At 68.3% G+C, this 16433-nt stretch carries 13 protein-coding genes; 3 read left to right on the top strand and 10 right to left on the bottom strand.

Annotated features, from left to right (window positions below):
- Positions 1–14: 14 nt before the first annotated feature.
- The 4 genes from gshB to EX20_RS01720 form a co-directional block, all read right to left on the bottom strand.
- Positions 15–971: a glutathione synthase gene (gene gshB / locus EX20_RS01735; protein WP_011886118.1), complete on the bottom strand. Its 957-nt coding sequence runs from the start codon at positions 969–971 to the stop codon at positions 15–17.
- 25 nt (positions 972–996) lie between these two features.
- Positions 997–2286 (bottom strand): glutamate--cysteine ligase, encoded by a 1290-nt coding sequence (gene gshA, locus EX20_RS01730; RefSeq protein ID WP_014723704.1) that lies wholly within the window; start codon positions 2284–2286, stop codon positions 997–999.
- A 243-nt stretch (positions 2287–2529) separates the two neighbouring features.
- Complete coding sequence (locus tag EX20_RS01725) at positions 2530–4044, bottom strand: ammonium transporter (RefSeq protein ID WP_014723706.1); 1515 nt, start codon at positions 4042–4044, stop codon at positions 2530–2532.
- Between the two features lie 33 nt (positions 4045–4077).
- Positions 4078–4416, bottom strand: a complete 339-nt coding sequence (locus tag EX20_RS01720; RefSeq protein WP_006398175.1) for a P-II family nitrogen regulator — start codon at positions 4414–4416, stop codon at positions 4078–4080.
- Positions 4417–4774: 358 nt separating this feature from the next.
- On the opposite strand from EX20_RS01720, the gene EX20_RS01715 reads away from it, so the two are divergent.
- Positions 4775–5026, top strand: coding sequence for an accessory factor UbiK family protein (locus EX20_RS01715; protein WP_011886121.1), 252 nt, complete (start codon positions 4775–4777; stop codon positions 5024–5026).
- A gap of 384 nt (positions 5027–5410) precedes the next feature.
- Positions 5411–7057: a YifB family Mg chelatase-like AAA ATPase gene (locus tag EX20_RS01710; protein WP_034192542.1), complete on the top strand. Its 1647-nt coding sequence runs from the start codon at positions 5411–5413 to the stop codon at positions 7055–7057.
- Between the two features lie 322 nt (positions 7058–7379).
- Here the strand turns inward: EX20_RS01710 and EX20_RS01705 are convergent, their stop codons facing one another.
- Complete coding sequence (locus EX20_RS01705; RefSeq protein ID WP_011886123.1) at positions 7380–7952, bottom strand: hypothetical protein; 573 nt, start codon at positions 7950–7952, stop codon at positions 7380–7382.
- A 162-nt stretch (positions 7953–8114) separates the two neighbouring features.
- Here EX20_RS01705 and EX20_RS01700 point away from each other — a divergent pair, with 162 nt between their 5' ends.
- Complete coding sequence (locus EX20_RS01700) at positions 8115–8651, top strand: peroxiredoxin family protein (RefSeq protein ID WP_011886124.1); 537 nt, start codon at positions 8115–8117, stop codon at positions 8649–8651.
- A 103-nt stretch (positions 8652–8754) separates the two neighbouring features.
- Here the strand turns inward: EX20_RS01700 and EX20_RS01695 are convergent, their stop codons facing one another.
- From EX20_RS01695 to EX20_RS01675, 5 genes are all read right to left on the bottom strand, one after another.
- Positions 8755–10110 carry a sigma-54-dependent transcriptional regulator gene (locus tag EX20_RS01695; RefSeq protein WP_011886125.1) on the bottom strand — a complete coding sequence of 452 codons (1356 nt, stop codon included), beginning with the start codon at positions 10108–10110 and terminating at the stop codon, positions 8755–8757.
- Positions 10111–10270: 160 nt separating this feature from the next.
- Positions 10271–12295 carry a sensor histidine kinase gene (locus EX20_RS01690; RefSeq protein ID WP_034192541.1) on the bottom strand — a complete coding sequence of 675 codons (2025 nt, stop codon included), beginning with the start codon at positions 12293–12295 and terminating at the stop codon, positions 10271–10273.
- A gap of 4 nt (positions 12296–12299) precedes the next feature.
- The gene (locus EX20_RS01685) at positions 12300–13589 is read right to left on the bottom strand and encodes a dicarboxylate/amino acid:cation symporter (RefSeq protein ID WP_034192540.1); all 1290 of its coding nucleotides are present in this window, start codon (positions 13587–13589) and stop codon (positions 12300–12302) included.
- A gap of 472 nt (positions 13590–14061) precedes the next feature.
- Positions 14062–15222, bottom strand: coding sequence for an acyl-CoA dehydrogenase family protein (locus EX20_RS01680; RefSeq protein ID WP_034192539.1), 1161 nt, complete (start codon positions 15220–15222; stop codon positions 14062–14064).
- Positions 15223–15236: 14 nt separating this feature from the next.
- Complete coding sequence (locus EX20_RS01675; RefSeq protein WP_034192538.1) at positions 15237–16433, bottom strand: acyl-CoA dehydrogenase family protein; 1197 nt, start codon at positions 16431–16433, stop codon at positions 15237–15239.

The following is a 16433-nucleotide window of genomic DNA, read 5'->3' as shown; positions in this document are numbered from 1 at the left end:
CGCGCGAAAGCGGGCTACGCGGCCGCCCGCTCCAGCGCGTCGATGAACATCGCGGCGACGTCGAAGCCGGTCTGCTCCATGATCTCGCGAAAGCACGTCGGGCTCGTCACGTTCACCTCGGTCAGCCAGTCGCCGATCGCGTCGAGCCCGACCAGCAGCAGCCCGCGCGCGGCGAGCACCGGGCCGAGCGTCTCGGCGATCTCGCGATCGCGCGGCGTCAGCGGCTGCGCGACGCCGAGCCCGCCGGCCGCGAGATTGCCGCGCACCTCGCTGCCCTGCGGAATCCGCGCGAGCGAATACGGCACCGGCTCGCCCGCGATCAACAGGATGCGCTTGTCGCCGGCCTTGATCTCCGGAATGAACTTCTGAATCATCAGCGAGCGCGTGCCGTCATGGCCGAGCATCTCGATGATCGCGCCGAGGTTCATCCCGTCGGCCTTCACGCGGAACACGCCCATTCCGCCCATGCCGTCGAGCGGCTTCACGATCACGTCGCCGTGTTCGGCATGAAACGCACGCAGACGCGCCGCGTCGCGCGTGACGAGGGTCGGCGCGACGAATTGCGGAAACTCGCCGATCGCGAGCTTCTCCGAATGATCGCGGATCGACTGCGGCTTGTTGAACACGTGCGCGCCCGCCCGTTCGGCGAGCTCGAGCATCCAGGTGGCCGTCACGTACTCCATGTCGAACGGTGGATCCTTGCGCATCAGCACCGCGCCGAACGACGTCAGCTGGCGCGACTCGTGCGCGGCCGCCTCGTACCACGGATGGCGATGCAGGTCGGCCGTGTCGCCGACGATCGTCACGCGCTGCACGTCGGCCTCGACGCCCGAGCCCGTCCACGCGAGCTGGTGCGGCTGACACGTGTAGATCGCATGCCCGCGGCGCGCGGCCTCCGCCATCATCGCGTAGGTCGAGTCCTTGTAGATCTTGAAGCGATCGAGCGGGTCGGCGATAAAGAGAATGTCCATGCGGGTCCTGTACGTAGCGAAGCCGTTACACCTGGATGGCTTCGGGATCGGTCTTTTCGAGTTCGATCGACGCTGCGATCAGCGCCAGCCGTGCAACGACGCCGTACATGTAGAAGCGGTTCGGCGGCGCGGCGCCCGGCTTCGCGCCGGCATCCGGCAGCGCGGTGTGCTCGAAGCCGAGCGGCACGTAGTGCATGCCCGGCGCGTTCAGGTTCTGGTCGCGCTCGCGGCCGCCGTGGGTGCGGTAGAAACCGCCGACCACATAGCGGTCGATCATGTACACGACCGGCTCGGCGACTTCGTCGCCGACGCGCTCGAACGTATAGACGCCTTCCTGCACGATCACGTCGCGCACCGCGAGGCCGGCCTTCGACTCGGCCATCTGCGCGCGCTCGGCCTTCGACATGCGGCCGATCTCGGCCGCGTCGTGCACCGTCATCACGCCGCGCCCGGCGGTACCCGCATCGGCCTTCACGACGACGTACGGCTTTTCGCTGATCCCGTATTCGCGGTACTTGCGCGCGATCTTCTTCAGCACGCTGTCGATCGCGTCGGCGAGCGCCTGCTCGCCTTCATGCGCCTGCCAGTCGACGCCTTCGACGTGCGCGAAGTACGGGTTCACCATCCACGGATCGACGCCGACCATCTTCGCGAACTTCTTCGCGACGTCGTCGTAGCACGAGAAGTGCGTCGACTTGCGGCGCACGGCCCAGCCGGCGTGCAGCGGCGGCAGCAGATACTGCTCGTGCAGGTTCTCCAGCACGGACGGAATCCCCGCCGACAGGTCGTTGTTCAACAGGATCGAGCACGGATCGAAATTCTTCAGGCCGAGGCGGCGCTGCGAGCGCTCGAGCGGCTCGAGCACGATCTTCTGGCCGTCGGCCAGCGTGATCGGCGTCATGTCGGTGATGCTCGGATCGAGCGAGCCGAAGCGCACGTTCAGGCCGGCCTGACGCATGATCGTCGCGAGCCGCGCGACGTTCTCGAGGTAGAACGCGTTGCGGGTCGGCAACTCGGGGATCACGAGCAGATTCTTGGCGTCCGGGCAGATCTTCTCGATCGCGGCCATCGCGGCCTGGACGGCGAGCGGCAGCACTTCGGACGGCAGGTTGTTGAATGCGCCGGGGAACAGGTTCGCGTCGACGGGCGCCAGCTTGAAGCCGGCGTTGCGCAGGTCCACCGAACAATAGAACGGCGGCGTGTGTTCCTGCCATTCGAGCCTGAACCAGCGTTCGATTGCAGGCGTCGCGTCGAGGATCTTCTGCTCGAGCTCGAGCAGCGGACCATTCAACGCAGTAACCAGGTGGGGAACCATGAATCACTCGCGAGCGGGAGAATGAAGATTGTAGAGCAATTGCCTTGCCCATTTGGGGATTGTTCCCGGCTTCACAAGGATTTGGAGGGGAGATTTCGGCTATTGACCCGATAGTCTGCAGGGTTATGCGCTACGGCAGCGCACGACAGGAGAAAAAAAGCCCGCCGGGTTGGCGGGCTGAAGTCGCTGCGCTCATTCGGGGCGGGCGCCGCATGCGTGGCGGCCCGCCGTGAATCGTACGACTTACTCGACGTGTTCGCCGTGCAGGATCACGTCCAGACCTTCGCGCTCTTCCTCTTCGGTCACGCGCAGGCCGATCGTCATGTCGATCAGCTTCAGCAGCACGAAGCTCAGCACGCCGCTGTAGACCAGCGTGATCAGCACGCCCTTCGCCTGCAGCAGCAGGCTGCCGTCCGCGCCGCCGATGTCCTTGACCGCGAACACGCCGGTCAGCAGTGCGCCGAGGATCCCGCCCACGCCGTGTACGCCGAATGCGTCGAGCGAATCGTCGTAGCCGAGCTTCGACTTGAGCCACGTGGCCGACCAGAAGCACACGACGCCGGCCGCGATGCCGATCACCAGTGCGCCCGTCACGCCGACGAAGCCGGCTGCCGGCGTGATCGCCACCAGACCCGCGACCGCGCCCGACACGATGCCGAGCACCGACGGCTTGCCCTTCGCGACCCACTCCGCGAACATCCAGCCGAGCGCCGCACATGCCGTCGCGACTTGCGTCGTCAGCATCGCGAAGCCGGCACGGCCGTCAGCCGCGACTGCCGAACCCGCGTTGAAACCGAACCAGCCGACCCACAGCATCGAGCCGCCGATCATCGTCAGCACCAGGTTGTGCGGCGCCATCGATTCGCGGCCGTAGCCGACGCGCTTGCCGAGCACCAGGCACGAGATCAGGCCTGCGATACCGGCGTTGATGTGCACCACCGTGCCGCCCGCGAAGTCGAGCACGCCGTCTGCCGACAGCCAGCCGGTCGGCTCCCACACCATGTGCGCGATCGGCACATAGACGATCAGCGACCAGAGCGCCATGAACACCAGCATCGCGGAGAACTTCATCCGGTCGGCGAACGCGCCGCAGATCAGCGCCGGCGTGATGATCGCGAACGTCATCTGATAGACGAAGTAGACCGACTCGGGGATCGTCGTGGCCAGATGGCTGACGGTCAGCGTGGTCGCCTTGTCGCCCTTGATGTAGTTCATCCCGTGCAGGAACACGCGCGACAGGCCGCCGATGAAGCCGTTGCCCGGCGTGAACGCGAGGCTGTAGCCCACCACCGTCCACAGCACCGTGATCAGCGCGGTGATCGCGAAGCTCTGCATCACGGTCGCGAGCACGTTCTTCTTGCGGACCATGCCCGCGTAGAACAGCGCGAGGCCGGGGATCGTCATGAACAGCACGAGCGCGGAGGAGGTGAGCATCCACGCGGTGTCGCCGGCGCTGATCTTCGACGAATCGACGGAGAACGGTGCGGTCGGCGCTGCCGGGGCGGCGGGCGCGGACGCGGCGGCGGCAGCCGATGCGTCGGCAGCGCCCGAAGCGGGTGCGGTGGCGGCGGCGGGCGCCGAGGCGTCCGTGGCGGCCGGAGCAGAAGCGGCCGGCGCGGCGGCGGCCGACGCGTCGGAAGCCGTGGCGGCAGGCGCGGACGCAGCGGCGGCGGAGGCCGCATCGTCAGCAAGCGCGGGGCCGACGCCGGCCGCGATCAGCGAGCCTGCCATCAGCAGGGACATCAGAAGTTTGCGCATCTCGGGTTTCCTCTTGTCGCTTGTCTTTGTCTGTTACAGCGCGTCAGCGCCTGTCTCCCCGGTCCGGATCCGGATCACCTGCTCGATCGGCGTGACGAAGATCTTCCCGTCGCCGATCTTGCCGGTGCGTGCGGCCCGCTCGATCGCCTCGACGGCCTGATCGACCAGATCGTCGGACACCGCGGCCTCGATCTTCATCTTCGGCAGGAAATCGACGACGTACTCCGCGCCGCGGTACAGCTCGGTGTGCCCCTTCTGGCGCCCGAACCCTTTCACCTCCGTCACCGTGATGCCGGAGACGCCAAGCGCGGAGAGCGCCTCGCGCGTCTCATCGAGCTTGAACGGCTTGATGATTGCGGTAATGAGTTTCATGAAAGTCCTCTCGCTGGGTTGTCCCGTCGAATTGGTTTGGAATGTTGTAACGGTTCTCTCCTCAGCAACTCGCATGCCATGTTTGCGCGACCGCCGGTTCGAACGGCTCCGGAGCGGGGTCGCACCAGCCGTTGAAAGGTCCGCGAGCCCGGCCGAATGGCCAACGTGGCGCGGTTTGCTGGCGCACCGAAAGGATCGTTGCTAGAGTGCACGCACGTCCCGGTTTCCCGGGCCATTCACCCATGCGGGCGCCATGCCCGGAATTCGCGCCGCCGGCGCACCATTTCCGGTCATGAGTGCATCATGGGCACGTACGCAACTGAAGATGCACACTTTTTGTGCAACGAAGGGGAATCACATGAAACAACCCAGCGATGTTTTCAACGACCTGCAGTCGCGCGTCGGCGACCTGCTGAAAAACTCGCCGGCCAAGGATGTCGAGCGCAACGTGAAGGCGATGCTGACGCAAGGCTTCTCGAAGCTCGATCTCGTCACGCGCGAGGAATTCGACACCCAGGCGCAGGTGCTCGCCCGCACCCGCGTGCGTCTCGAGGAGCTCGAGAAGCGCGTCGCGGAACTCGAGTCGAGGCTCGCGGCGTCGCAGGACTGACACGCCGCACCGGCTGACCGGCCGGGCGCGGGCCGCTTCGCGTGGCGCTCGCCCGCGCCGGTAGCACCGGCGAGCGGTCCGGGAGGTTTGCACTGCCTGCTGTTCGCTGTCCTATGCTGTTCGTCGGGTTCTGCTGGCCTTAGATCTTCGCTGTTCGTCGTTCTTCGCTGTCCTTCGCTCTTCGCTGTCCTTCGCTCTTCGCTGTCCTTCGCTCTTCGCTGTCCTTCGCTCTTCGCTGTCCCTCGCTCTTCGCCGTCCTTCGTTCTTCGCAGTTCATCGTTTTTTTCCGCGCCACGCCGGCACGCGCGCCCTGACTCTCCGATTTCCGAAGGCAGGCGGCCTCGCACGCCCGTAGCCGTCCGATTCATACACAGGAGCCTCGCCATGTCGCTCGCCGTGGTGCGCAGTCGCGCGCCGGCGGCCGGCCGCGCGCCGGACGTCACCGTCGAAGTCCATCTTGCCAACGGGTTGCCGTCGTTCTCGATCGTCGGCCTGCCCGACGTCGAAGTCCGCGAAAGCCGCGAGCGCGTGCGCGCCGCGCTGCAGAACTGCGGATTCGACTTCCCGGTCAGGCGCATCACCGTCAATCTCGCACCGGCCGACCTGCCGAAAGAATCCGGCCGCTTCGACCTGCCCATCGCGCTCGGCATTCTCGCGGCCAACGGCCAGATCCCGGTCGACGCGCTGGCTGGCCGCGAATTCGCCGGTGAGCTGTCGCTGACGGGCGCGCTGCGGCCGATGCGCGGTGCGTTCGCGATGGCCTGCGGCACGGCGCGCGACGGACGCGCCGACGCAACCCGCGATGGTTTCGGTTCTGGCTCCGGCTCCGGTGCCGGCTTCGGCACAGGCGCCTGCTCAGGCTCCGACTCAAACTCCGCCGCCAATACCGCACCCGAACCCCACGCGCGAGCGCCGGAGCTCTACCTACCGTTCGACAGCGCCGCCGAGGCTGCGCTCGTACCGGGCGTCATCGTGTACGGCGCCCCCGACCTGCCCACGCTCTGCGCGCACCTCTCCGGTGCGCCCGACGCGCGACTCGTGCCGGTCGCGGCGCCGTGCGTCGACGGCTTGCCGGCACCGGCCGCGCCTGATCTCGCCGACGTCGTCGGCCAGCGGGGCGCACGACGCGCGCTCGAAGTGGCCGCCGCGGGCGGCCACCACATGCTGATGATCGGTCCGCCCGGCGCCGGCAAGTCGATGCTGGCAGCGCGGCTGCCCGGCCTGCTGCCCCCACTGACCGACGACGAGGCGCTGACCTCCGCCGCGCTGCTGTCGGCGAGCCGCCTCGGCTTCTCGCCCGCGCACTGGCGGCGGCGGCCGTTCCGCTCGCCGCACCACTCGTCGAGCGCCGCCGCGCTGGTCGGCGGCCGCAATCCGCCGCAGCCGGGCGAGATCACGCTGGCCCATCTGGGCGTGCTGTTTCTCGACGAGCTGCCCGAATTCGACCGGCACGTGCTGGAAATGCTGCGCGAGCCGCTCGAAGGCGGCCGCATCACGATCTCGCGCGCTGCGCAGCAAGCCGATTTTCCCGCCGCCTGTCAGCTGATCGCCGCGATGAACCCCTGCCCGTGCGGCTGGCACGGCGATCCTTCCGGACGCTGCCGCTGCGCACCGGACGTCGCGACGCGCTATCTGCGCAAGCTGTCCGGGCCGCTGCTCGATCGCATCGACATCCAGATCGACGTGCCCGCGCTGTCGGTGGCCGAACTCGCGGCGCGCGCGTCGGCGCCCGGCGAGCCGAGCGCCGTGGTCGCCGAGCGCGTCGCGCGGGCGCGCGCCGTGCAACTGGCGCGGCAGGGCAAGACGAACCACATGCTGAGCGGCCGCGAGACCGACGACCTGTGCCGCCCGACCAACGACGGCGAGCGGCTGCTGCGCGAGGCCGGCGAGCGCTTCGGCTGGTCGGCGCGCGCGTATTTCCGCGTGCTGAAGGTCGCCCGCACGATCGCCGATCTGGCCGGCGATCCGTCCCCGACGGCCGCGCAGATCGCCGAGGCGATCCGCTACCGGCGCGCGCTCACCGCGCTGTGAGCGCGGCCCGATCACAAAATTGCGCTGTCAAGACTTGACTTATGCACAATTTCGCGAATCCAGCCGGGCCACGGGCAGCGCCGGCAACCGTGTCATCACTCGTCGCTATCTCTTTGTTTCCATTGAATTTTACGAAACGGCGCGGCGAAGGCCAAATGCGCGTGAAGGCCGCCCGGTGCGGCTTCGCGGGCAATCCGGTCAACTTTTCAACAAAGTTATCCACATGCGCTGTGGATAGCCGGAAAATCCCCGCAAAATCCGGCGATTAGCGGCGAAAGCTGCGAACGAACTTTCAATCGCGGCGGGTGTCCGCGCGTCGGCTTCAGTCGAGTTTGAACGAGCCGAAAAATTGATCGAGCTGTTCCTGCGCGAGCGGGCCGTCCATGATCACGACCGCCTGGTATGCGTGGCGGCCGCGCGCGGCGAGCCGCGCGACGATCGTCCGGCGCGCGTGGTCGCCGCCGCTCGCCGCGCCGGCGATGCGCAATTCGAGCCCGTCCACCGCGCCGCCCGCCGCGAGCGGCACGCGCACGGCGGCCGTGGCCGGCGTGCCGTCGAGGTTGCGCGACAGCCCGGCGCGCAGGAATTCGAGCGCCGCACGGCGGGTCTCTTCACGCTCGTCCGGCAGCGTCAGTGTGCCGACCGCGAACACTGCGCCGGCCACATGCGCGGCCTGCATCCGCATGGGCATCGTCGCGCCGCCCACCGCCACCGGCTGGTTTTCGACGGTCGGCTTCGCCGGCAGGTCGATCGTATAGCCCGCGTCGTTGTGCAGCGTGCGCCAGTCATACGACGGCGAGCACGCGGCCAGCACGACGCTCACGCATGCAAGCGCCGCGAAGTGTCGCAGCGGGCGAAAAAAGGGGCTCGACGAATCGGCGGCGTGCTTCGGCATGGCAGTGATGGGGACAGGCGAAACGCGTATTATCCGCCGAAGCCGGCGGCCGACACGCGTAGCGGCGGCCGGTGCGCCAGCCGCATTCGCGCTAGAATGATCGCCGAATTTCGCCGTCCTTCGCATCGATCCGCATCATCGACCGACTCCGAGAGCACCCAGATGAACACCACGCCTTCCGCCCAACGCCGCACCGGCCGCGCCCGCTATATCGCCGCGGCCGTCGTCGTCGCGGCCATTGCCGTTGCCGGCTTCTTCGCGTTCAACGGCAAGTCCACCGTGCCGGACGCCACCTTCACGCTGCTGTCGGGCCAAAAGGTGTCGACCGGCGGCGACCTGAAGGGCAAGGTCTACCTCGTCAATTTCTGGGCGACGAGCTGCGCCACCTGCATGCAGGAAATGCCGCAGATGGTCGATACCTATAACCGTTTCAAGGGCCAGGGGCTCGAATTCGTCGCGGTCGCGATGAACTACGACCCGCCGATGTACGTCGCGAACTATGCACAGACGCGCCAGCTGCCGTTCAAGGTCGCGCTGGACGACGGCAGCGTCGCCAAGCAGTTCGGCAACGTGCAGCTGACGCCGACGACCTTCGTCGTCGACAAGGACGGCAAGATCCTGAAGCGCTACGTCGGCGCGCCGCAATTCGCGGAGCTCGACGCACTGCTCAAGAAGGCGCTCGACGGCAACGCGGCCTGAGCGCCGCCCCACCCGAACGAAACGACCGCGCCGCCCACGGCGCGCAGCTCGCCAGAGCGGACCGCCCGACCGGCCAGCCCGGTTCCGCGGTCCGCTTTCATTTTCAGCGGTCGGTGTCGCCCTTCGCCGACAGCCCGTAGCGCTTCATCTTCTCGTACAGCGTCGCCTTGCCGACATGCAGCCGGTCGGCCGTCGCCGCGACCGCCCCGCCCGTCTGGTTCAGCGCCTGCGCGATCACCGCGCGCTCGAACTGCTCGACGCGCTCCTTCAGCGTCTGGTCGTGCTCCGCGTCGTCGTCGCTCGCGCCCGATTGCTCGGGCATGTCGGCGACGCCGAGCACGAAGCGGTCGGCCGCGTTGCGCAGCTCGCGCACGTTGCCGGGCCAGTCGCGCTGCATCAGGCTCGCGCGCTGGCGGTCGGTCAGCACGGGCGCCGGCCGCCCGTAGCGCACGGCCGCGTCGAGCATGAAGTGCTCGAACAGCGGCACGATGTCCTCGCGGCGCTCGGCGAGCGGCGGCAGCGCGATCGTCACGACGTTGAGCCGGTACAGCAGGTCGCGCCGGAACGTGCCGGCCGCGACGAGTTCGCTCATGTCGCCCTTCGCGGCCGCGACGACGCGGCAGTTCACGCGGATCGGCTGGTTCGAGCCGAGCCGCTCGAGCACGCCGTCCTGCAGCACGCGCAGCAGCTTCACCTGCAGCGCGAGCGGCATGCTCTCGATCTCGTCGAGAAACAGCGTGCCGCCGGACGCGTATTCGAGCTTGCCGACGCGGCGCTTCGCGGCGCCGGTGAACGCCCCCGACTCGTAGCCGAACATCTCCGACTCGAACATCGGCTCGGGCAGCGCGCCGCAGTTCACCGCGATGAACGGCTTGTCGCGGCGCGGCGACAGCTCGTGCAGGCTGCGCGCGATCAGTTCCTTGCCGGCGCCCGTGTCGCCGTTGATCAGCACCGACGCATCGGTCGGCGCGACGTTCGCGATCAGCTTGCGCACCTGTTCGATCGCCGGGCTGCGGCCGATGATGCGCGGCGCGACGATGTTCTGGCCGGCCAGCTCGCGCCGCAGCGCATGGTTCTCGAGCACCAGCTCGCGCCGCTCGAGCGCGCGCCGCACCGTCTCGATCAGCCGCTCGGCCGCGAAGGGCTTTTCGATGAAATCGTAGGCGCCGTCGCGCATCGCCTGCACGGCCATCGAGATGTCGCCGTGGCCGGTGACGAGGATCACCGGCACGTCCGGGACGCGCTCGCGGCACTGCGCGAGCAGGTCGAGCCCGCTCGCGCCGGGCAGCCGGATATCGCTGACGATCACGCCGGCGTTCTCCGCGACGAGCGCCTTGTCGGCCGCCTCGGCCGACTCGAACCCGGCGACGTCGAACCCGGCGAGCTGCAGGCTCTGCACGCTCGCCCGGCGCACGAGCGCATCGTCTTCGATATAGATCACTTGCAGCCGGTTGGCCATCTTGGTCACTCGCTCCTGACACGCCGCGCGACCCGTGCGCGGCTCTCGTTGATGCCGGTGGTGCGGCCAGCTCTATTCACGCCAATAACCAGCTTGCGCCGGCCCCACGAACGAATTTTTCCAAACAGGGGAACGTGCCCGTCATTAGCCTGAACAGGCCCTAGCGCGAGCCGATCGGCTCGGACGCCGCGTCCGGATGATGCGTGCGCGCGCGCCGCAGCGTCAAGACGAACAGCGCGCCGCCGTCCGGCGCGTTGCGCGCGGTCAGCGCGCCGCCCGCGTCGCTCGCGATCGACGACGAGATCGCGAGGCCGAGCCCGAGCCCGCGCCCCATCTCCTTGGTCGTGAAGAACGGTTCGAACAGGCGCGGCAGCAGGTCCGGCGCAATGCCGGGGCCGTTGTCGCGCACCTCGATCGACAGCGTCGCGGCCGACACGACGATCGTCACGTCGATCGCCGGCGCGGCAACGACCGCCGCCGCAGCGGCCCCGCCGACCGCGTCGAGCGCGTTGCCGAGCAGATTGATCAGCACCTGTTCGAGGCGCAGATCCTCGCAGCGCGCGACCAGCTCCGGATAGTCGCCCGCGAGATCGAGCGGCGCGTCCTGCGCCGGCGCCACGGTCGCATCGCGCAGCGTCAGCGTGAGCGCGACGCCGCGCATCCGTTCGCCGAGCAGCGCGAGCACGCTGCGCAGCGCGCGCACGACGAGCGCCCGCTCGTTGCGCGGCTTCGCGCGGCCGACGAACAGCTTCAGCTGGTTGGTGATCTTGCCCATCCGCTCGGTCAGCGCGGCGATCGCCTCGAGGTTCTCGCGCGCGGCGCCCTGCTCGCCGCGGTCGAGCAGCACGCGCGTGTTGTCCGAGAAGCTGCGCAGCGCCGCGAGCGGCTGGTTCAGTTCATGGGTGATGCCGGCCGCCATCTGGCCGAGCGCGGCCAGCTTGCTCGCCTGGATCAGCTCGTCGTGCGCGGCGCGCAACTCCTGCTCCGCGCGAATCCGGTCGCCGACTTCCTTCTGCAGTTGCGCGTTGGCCTGCGACAGATCGGCCGTGCGCTCCTCGACGCGCCGGTTCAGCTCCGCATACGCCTGCTGCAGCAGCGCGCGGCCGCGGATCATCTCGCGCACACGGGCGCGACGCATGCGCCAGTAGAACGCCAGCAGCGCGATCGACACGAAGCCGAAGCCGGTGACGATCGTTGCATTGCGGGCGTCGGCGTCGACGGGGGCGAGCGGCGCGAGCGTGACGAGCAGCCAGTCGGGCTCACCGATCCGGCGCTTGCTCGCGAGAAAGCGCGGCGCGCGCCGGCCGGCGCCCACGCGAACGATCTCCGCGTCGACGCCCAGCACTTGCTCGACGCGCAGCGGCAGCGGCGTGACGGGCTGCTGCGCGTACTGGCGCGTCTCGTAGATCGACGCGGCGACCGGCTCGGTCAACGGATGCAGCGTGTGATATTTCCACGCGGGCACGGACGACAGGAACACGACGCCGTGATCGTCGGCGACCACCAGCGGCTCGGAGGCATCGGCGCCCTGGAACCATTCGAGGTTGAGCTTCACGACGACGACGCCGGCGATCCTGCCGTCGCGCCACACCGGTTGCGAGATGTAGTAGCCGGGATCGCGCGAGATCGTGCCGATGCCGAAGAAGCGGCCGACCCGGCCGTTCATCGCGTCGATGAAATACGGCCGGAAGCGATATTCGATGCCGACGAAGCTGTCGGGCGCGCGCCAGTTGCTGGCTGCGACGCACAGGCCGTCCGCGCCGACCACGTAGGTGACGGTCGCGTGCGCGTGTTCGTTGAGATCTTCGAGATAGCGGTTGGCGCGCGCGGCGAGATCGGCGCGCTGCGGCTCGGCCAGCAGGTCCTGCACGTACGGATGGCTGCCGAGCAGATAAGGCAGCGACTCGTAGCGATCGAGCGTGCTCTTCAGCGCGCTGGTCGTGCGGTTGACCCGCACCGCGGCGTTGCGCTGCAGCTCGGCGACGCCGCGCTGCCACGTGATGCTCCACGTCAGCGCGCAAGCCGCCGCGAGTGCGGCGGCGAGCACGACGAGGATGTACAGGCGGCGCTTCACGGACGAGACTTCCTGGCGATGCGGATCGCCTATTGTGTCATAGGCGTCCCGCCCGCCGCCCGCACCGCCGCGCGGCGCGCCGCCCGCGGGCGGCACCGCCTGCTCGCTCACGCCGTCAGACGCCGGCCGTCTCGGTCGGCGTGACGTCGCGGTTGCCCTTCAGCGCATCGCGCAGCTTGTTGCGGTCGAGCTCCTTCTCCCACGCGGACACGACGACCGTCGCGACACCGTTGCCGACGATGTTGGTCAGCGCACGGCATTCGCTCATGAAGCGGTCGATGCCGAGGATCAGCACCATGCCCGACAGCGGGATGGTCGGCACGACGGCGAGCGTCGCGGCGAGCGTGATGAAGCCCGCGCCGGTGACGCCGCTCGCGCCCTTCGACGTCAGCATCGCGACCGCCAGCAGCGTGAGCTGCTGCATCCACGTGAGTTCGATGTTGGTGGCCTGCGCGATGAACAGCACGGCCATCGTCATGTAGATGTTGGTGCCGTCGAGGTTGAACGAATAGCCGGTCGGCACGACCAGGCCGACGACCGAGCGCGAGCAGCCGGCCTTCTCGAGCTTTTCCATCAGCTGCGGCAGCGCGGCTTCCGACGAGCTGGTGCCGAGCACGATCAGCAGTTCCTCCTTGATGTACGACACGAAGCGGACGATCGAGAAGCCCGTGAAGCGCGCGATCGTGCCGAGCACGACCAGCACGAAGACGATCGACGTCAGGTAGAACGTGCCGATCAGCTTGAGCAGCGGCACCAGCGAGCCGACGCCGTACTTGCCGATCGTGAACGCCATCGCGCCGAACGCGCCGATCGGCGCCAGCTTCGTGACGATGTGCACGATGCCGAACAGCACGCGCGTGAGCCCGTCGATGAAGTCGGTGACGACCTTGCCGCGCTCGCCGAGGTGCGCGAGCACGCTGCCGAACAGCAGCGCGATCAGCAGGATCTGCAGGATTTCGCCCTGCGCGAACGCGTCGACCATCGTGTTCGGGATGATGTGCATCAGGAAGTCGACCGTCGACTGGCCGTGCGCCTTCGCCGCGTATGACGCGACGGCCTTGCCGTCGAGCGTCGCCGGATCGATGTTGAAGCCGACGCCCGGACGCAGCAGGTGCGTGGCCGCGAGGCCCAGCAGCAGCGCGAAGGTCGACACGATTTCGAAGTACAGCAGCGCCTTGCCGCCGACGCGGCCCACCTTCTTCATGTCCTCCATGCCGGCGATGCCGGTGACGACCGTACAGAAGATGATCGGGCCGATCACCATCTTGATCAGCTTGATGAAGCCGTCGCCGAGCGGTTTCATGTCGGTGGCGAGCGCCGGATAGAAGTGGCCGAGGATCACGCCGACGATGATGGCGAAGATCACCTGCACATAAAGCACTTTGTAGAAGGGTTTCTTCTTCACGATGGTTCCTGCTGGTGTAGATGAGCCGGTGGAAACGGCGTCACGCGCGCAGGCGAATGTCTCAGGGGATAAGGCCATTCGCCCGCGCGGCTGCCGTGCCGCAACAAGCGATGCCTCAGAACATCCGAAGGGGGTGGAAGGCAGTGGTCATCGATTGTCTCCTTGATGTAATAGTCGGGCCGGTGGACGGCCGTGCATTCCATATTGCAAGGTCGATGCCAGCTTTCCGCAAGCCGTCAAGCCATTGTTTTTATTGTATTTCTCATAATTCGGAAGGCGAGGAAATCCGGCATTCCGGATTTCCGGAAAACATCCGTCCGGCGATCCGGACGGATTTCCGGTTTCGTCCGACGATTCAGTGCCGGGCGGCGAGGCCCGCGAGCACGCGCGGAAGATCGTGCACCTTCAGGCCGGCGAGCGGCAGCGCGCGCTTCGCCTGGCTGCCCGTCGTCTCGATCCACGCGCCGTGCCGTCATCGTTTCGACAGCGCGATGTAGCGCGCCAGATGATGGTCCTCGTCGCCGAGCTGGTGATCGATCATCACCAGCCGCTTCGCGTAATGCGACAGCGGCAGCTCCCACGTCATCCCGATCCCGCCGTGCAGCTGGATGCTCTCCTCCGCGACCAGCGTGCCGATCCGGCCGATGCTGTACTTGGCCGCCGCGAGCGCGCGTTCGCGCACCGTGCGCGGCGCGTCGAGCTGCGCGGCCGCGTTGATCACCGCCGAGCGCGCCTGCTCGACTTCGAGCAGCAGGTCGGCCATCCGGTGCTGCAGCGCCTGGAAGCTGCCGATCGGCATCCCGAACTGCCGGCGCGTGCGCAGATAGTCGAGCGTCGCCTCCTTCGCGACGTCCATCGCGCCGAGCGCCTCAGCCGACAGCGCGAGCAGCCCGTAGCCGAGCACGCGTTCGAGCAGCGCGGCGCCCTGCCCGTCGTCGCCGTCGGCCGCGTCGTCCGTGTCGACCAGCGCCGCCTCGCCGGGCAGCGCGACGCGTTCGAAGCGCACCTCGGCCGCGCGGCCGCCGTCGATCTTCCGGTAGTCGCGCCACGACACGCCCGGCGCATCGGCCGGCACGACGAACAGGCCGATGCCGTGCGCGTCGTCGTCGCGGCCGGCCGTGCGCGCGCTGACGACGAAGAACGACGCCTGCGCGGCCTGCTCGACGACGCCCTTCGCACCGGTCAGCACCCAGCCGTCGCCGCTGCGCTCGGCGCGCGTGCGCACGGTCGTCAGTTCGTAGTGCGAGCCCGGTTCGTCGTGCGCGAACGCGGCGCACGCGCGGCCGTCGATCAACTGCGCGAGCCGTTCGCGCTGCGCGCCGCCGCCACCGCCGCCCAGCAGCAGCGCGCGGCCCGCGAGCAGCGCGCCGAGAAACGGCTCGACGACGAGCCCGCGGCCGAGGCATTCGAACACCACCGCGATATCGAAGCCCGCGCCGCCGAAGCCGCCGTCCGCCTCCGGAAACAGCGCGCCGACCGCGCCCAGTTCGGCGAAGCGCCGCCACATCGCGCGATCGCACCCTTGCGGCGACTGCGCGATGCGGTCGCGCACCGGGAACGCATACTGTTCGGCGATGAAGCGGTTCAACGTGTCCGCCAGCATCCGCCGGTCTTCCGTGTGCTGAAAATCCATCGTCGCGTTCCTCGTTACAGCCCGAGCATCATCTTCGCGATGATGTTCTTCTGGATCTCGTTCGAGCCGCCGAAGATCGACAGCTTGCGATTGTTGAAGTACTGCTGCGCGGCGCTCGCCGCTTCGTCAGGACCGACGGCCGCGCCGTCGTGCTCGGCGTCGAGCGCCTCCTCGACGAACGGCTGCGCGTACGGCCCCATCGCGCGGCGCATCAGCGCGGTGATCTCCTGGCGGATCTGCGTGCCGCGGATCTTCAGCATCGAGCTTTCCGCGCCCGGCACGCCGCCGCCCGCGACCGCCGCGAGCACGCGCAGGTTGGTCGTGCGCATGTTCTCGAGCTCGATCTCGACACGCGCGATACGGGCCGCGAAGAGCGGATCGTCGGCGAGCGGCCGGCCATTCTTCGTCAGCTTCGCGGCGACGCTGCGCAGCCGCTCGAGCGCGGCCGTCGAGAAGCCGACGCCGGCGATGTTGGTGCGTTCGTAGGTGAGCAGGTATTTCGCGTAGGTCCAGCCGCGGTTCTCCTCACCGACGCGGTTTTCCACCGGCACGCGCACGTCGGTGAAGAACACCTCGTTCACCTCGTGCTCGCCGTCGAGCGTGATGATCGGACGCACGTCGACGCCCGGCGCGTTCATGTCGATCAGCAGGAAGCTGATGCCTTCCTGCTTGCGCACGTCGGTCGCGGTGCGCACCAGGCAGAAGATCATGTTCGCGTAGTGGCCGAGCGTGGTCCAGGTCTTCTGGCCGTTCACGACGTAGTGCGCGCCGTCGCGCACCGCGCTCGTCTTCACCGACGCGAGGTCGGATCCGGCGCCCGGCTCCGAATAGCCCTGGCACCACCAGTCGGTGCCGTCGAGAATGCGCGGCAGCCAGTGGCGCTTCTGCGCCTCGCTGCCGTACTTGATGAGCACCGGGCCGAGCATGTTCACGCCGAACGGCACGATGCGCGGCGCGCCGGCGAGCGCGCATTCGTTGTCGAACAGGAACTTCTGCGCGACGCTCCAGCCGGGGCCGCCGTATTCGCGCGGCCAGTGGCTCGCCAGCCAGCCGCGTGCGTTCAGTATCGCGTGCCATTCGCGCATGTCGTCGCGCGTCAGGTGCAGGCCGCCCTTCACCTTGCGCGCGAGGCGCGCCGGCAGCTCGGCTTGCAGGAAGCGCTGCACGTCCGTGCGGAAGGCTTCCTCTTCGGGCGTGAAATTGAGGTCCAT

This window comes from Burkholderia sp. WP42 (genome assembly GCF_000745665.1).
Taxonomy (GTDB): domain Bacteria; phylum Pseudomonadota; class Gammaproteobacteria; order Burkholderiales; family Burkholderiaceae; genus Burkholderia; species Burkholderia vietnamiensis.
The sequence above is the reverse complement of the archived record's forward strand: the minus strand, read 5'-3'. Positions and strand labels throughout refer to the sequence as shown.

What these genes read in the sequence shown, in the direction of transcription:
- gshB (WP_011886118.1), bottom strand. Translation starts at nt 971, where the DNA reads ATGGACATTCTCTTTATCGCCGACCCGCTCGATCGCTTCAAGATCTAC.
- EX20_RS01715 (WP_011886121.1), top strand. Translation starts at nt 4,775, where the DNA reads ATGAAACAACCCAGCGATGTTTTCAACGACCTGCAGTCGCGCGTCGGC.
- EX20_RS01710 (WP_034192542.1), top strand. Translation starts at nt 5,411, where the DNA reads ATGTCGCTCGCCGTGGTGCGCAGTCGCGCGCCGGCGGCCGGCCGCGCG.
- EX20_RS01705 (WP_011886123.1), bottom strand. Translation starts at nt 7,952, where the DNA reads ATGCCGAAGCACGCCGCCGATTCGTCGAGCCCCTTTTTTCGCCCGCTG.
- EX20_RS01695 (WP_011886125.1), bottom strand. Translation starts at nt 10,110, where the DNA reads ATGGCCAACCGGCTGCAAGTGATCTATATCGAAGACGATGCGCTCGTG.
- EX20_RS01720 (WP_006398175.1), bottom strand. Translation starts at nt 4,416, where the DNA reads ATGAAACTCATTACCGCAATCATCAAGCCGTTCAAGCTCGATGAGACG.
- EX20_RS01675 (WP_034192538.1), bottom strand. Translation starts at nt 16,433, where the DNA reads ATGGACCTCAATTTCACGCCCGAAGAGGAAGCCTTCCGCACGGACGTG.
- gshA (WP_014723704.1), bottom strand. Translation starts at nt 2,286, where the DNA reads ATGGTTCCCCACCTGGTTACTGCGTTGAATGGTCCGCTGCTCGAGCTC.
- EX20_RS01680 (WP_034192539.1), bottom strand. Translation starts at nt 15,222, where the DNA reads ATGGATTTTCAGCACACGGAAGACCGGCGGATGCTGGCGGACACGTTG.
- EX20_RS01700 (WP_011886124.1), top strand. Translation starts at nt 8,115, where the DNA reads ATGAACACCACGCCTTCCGCCCAACGCCGCACCGGCCGCGCCCGCTAT.
- EX20_RS01725 (WP_014723706.1), bottom strand. Translation starts at nt 4,044, where the DNA reads ATGCGCAAACTTCTGATGTCCCTGCTGATGGCAGGCTCGCTGATCGCG.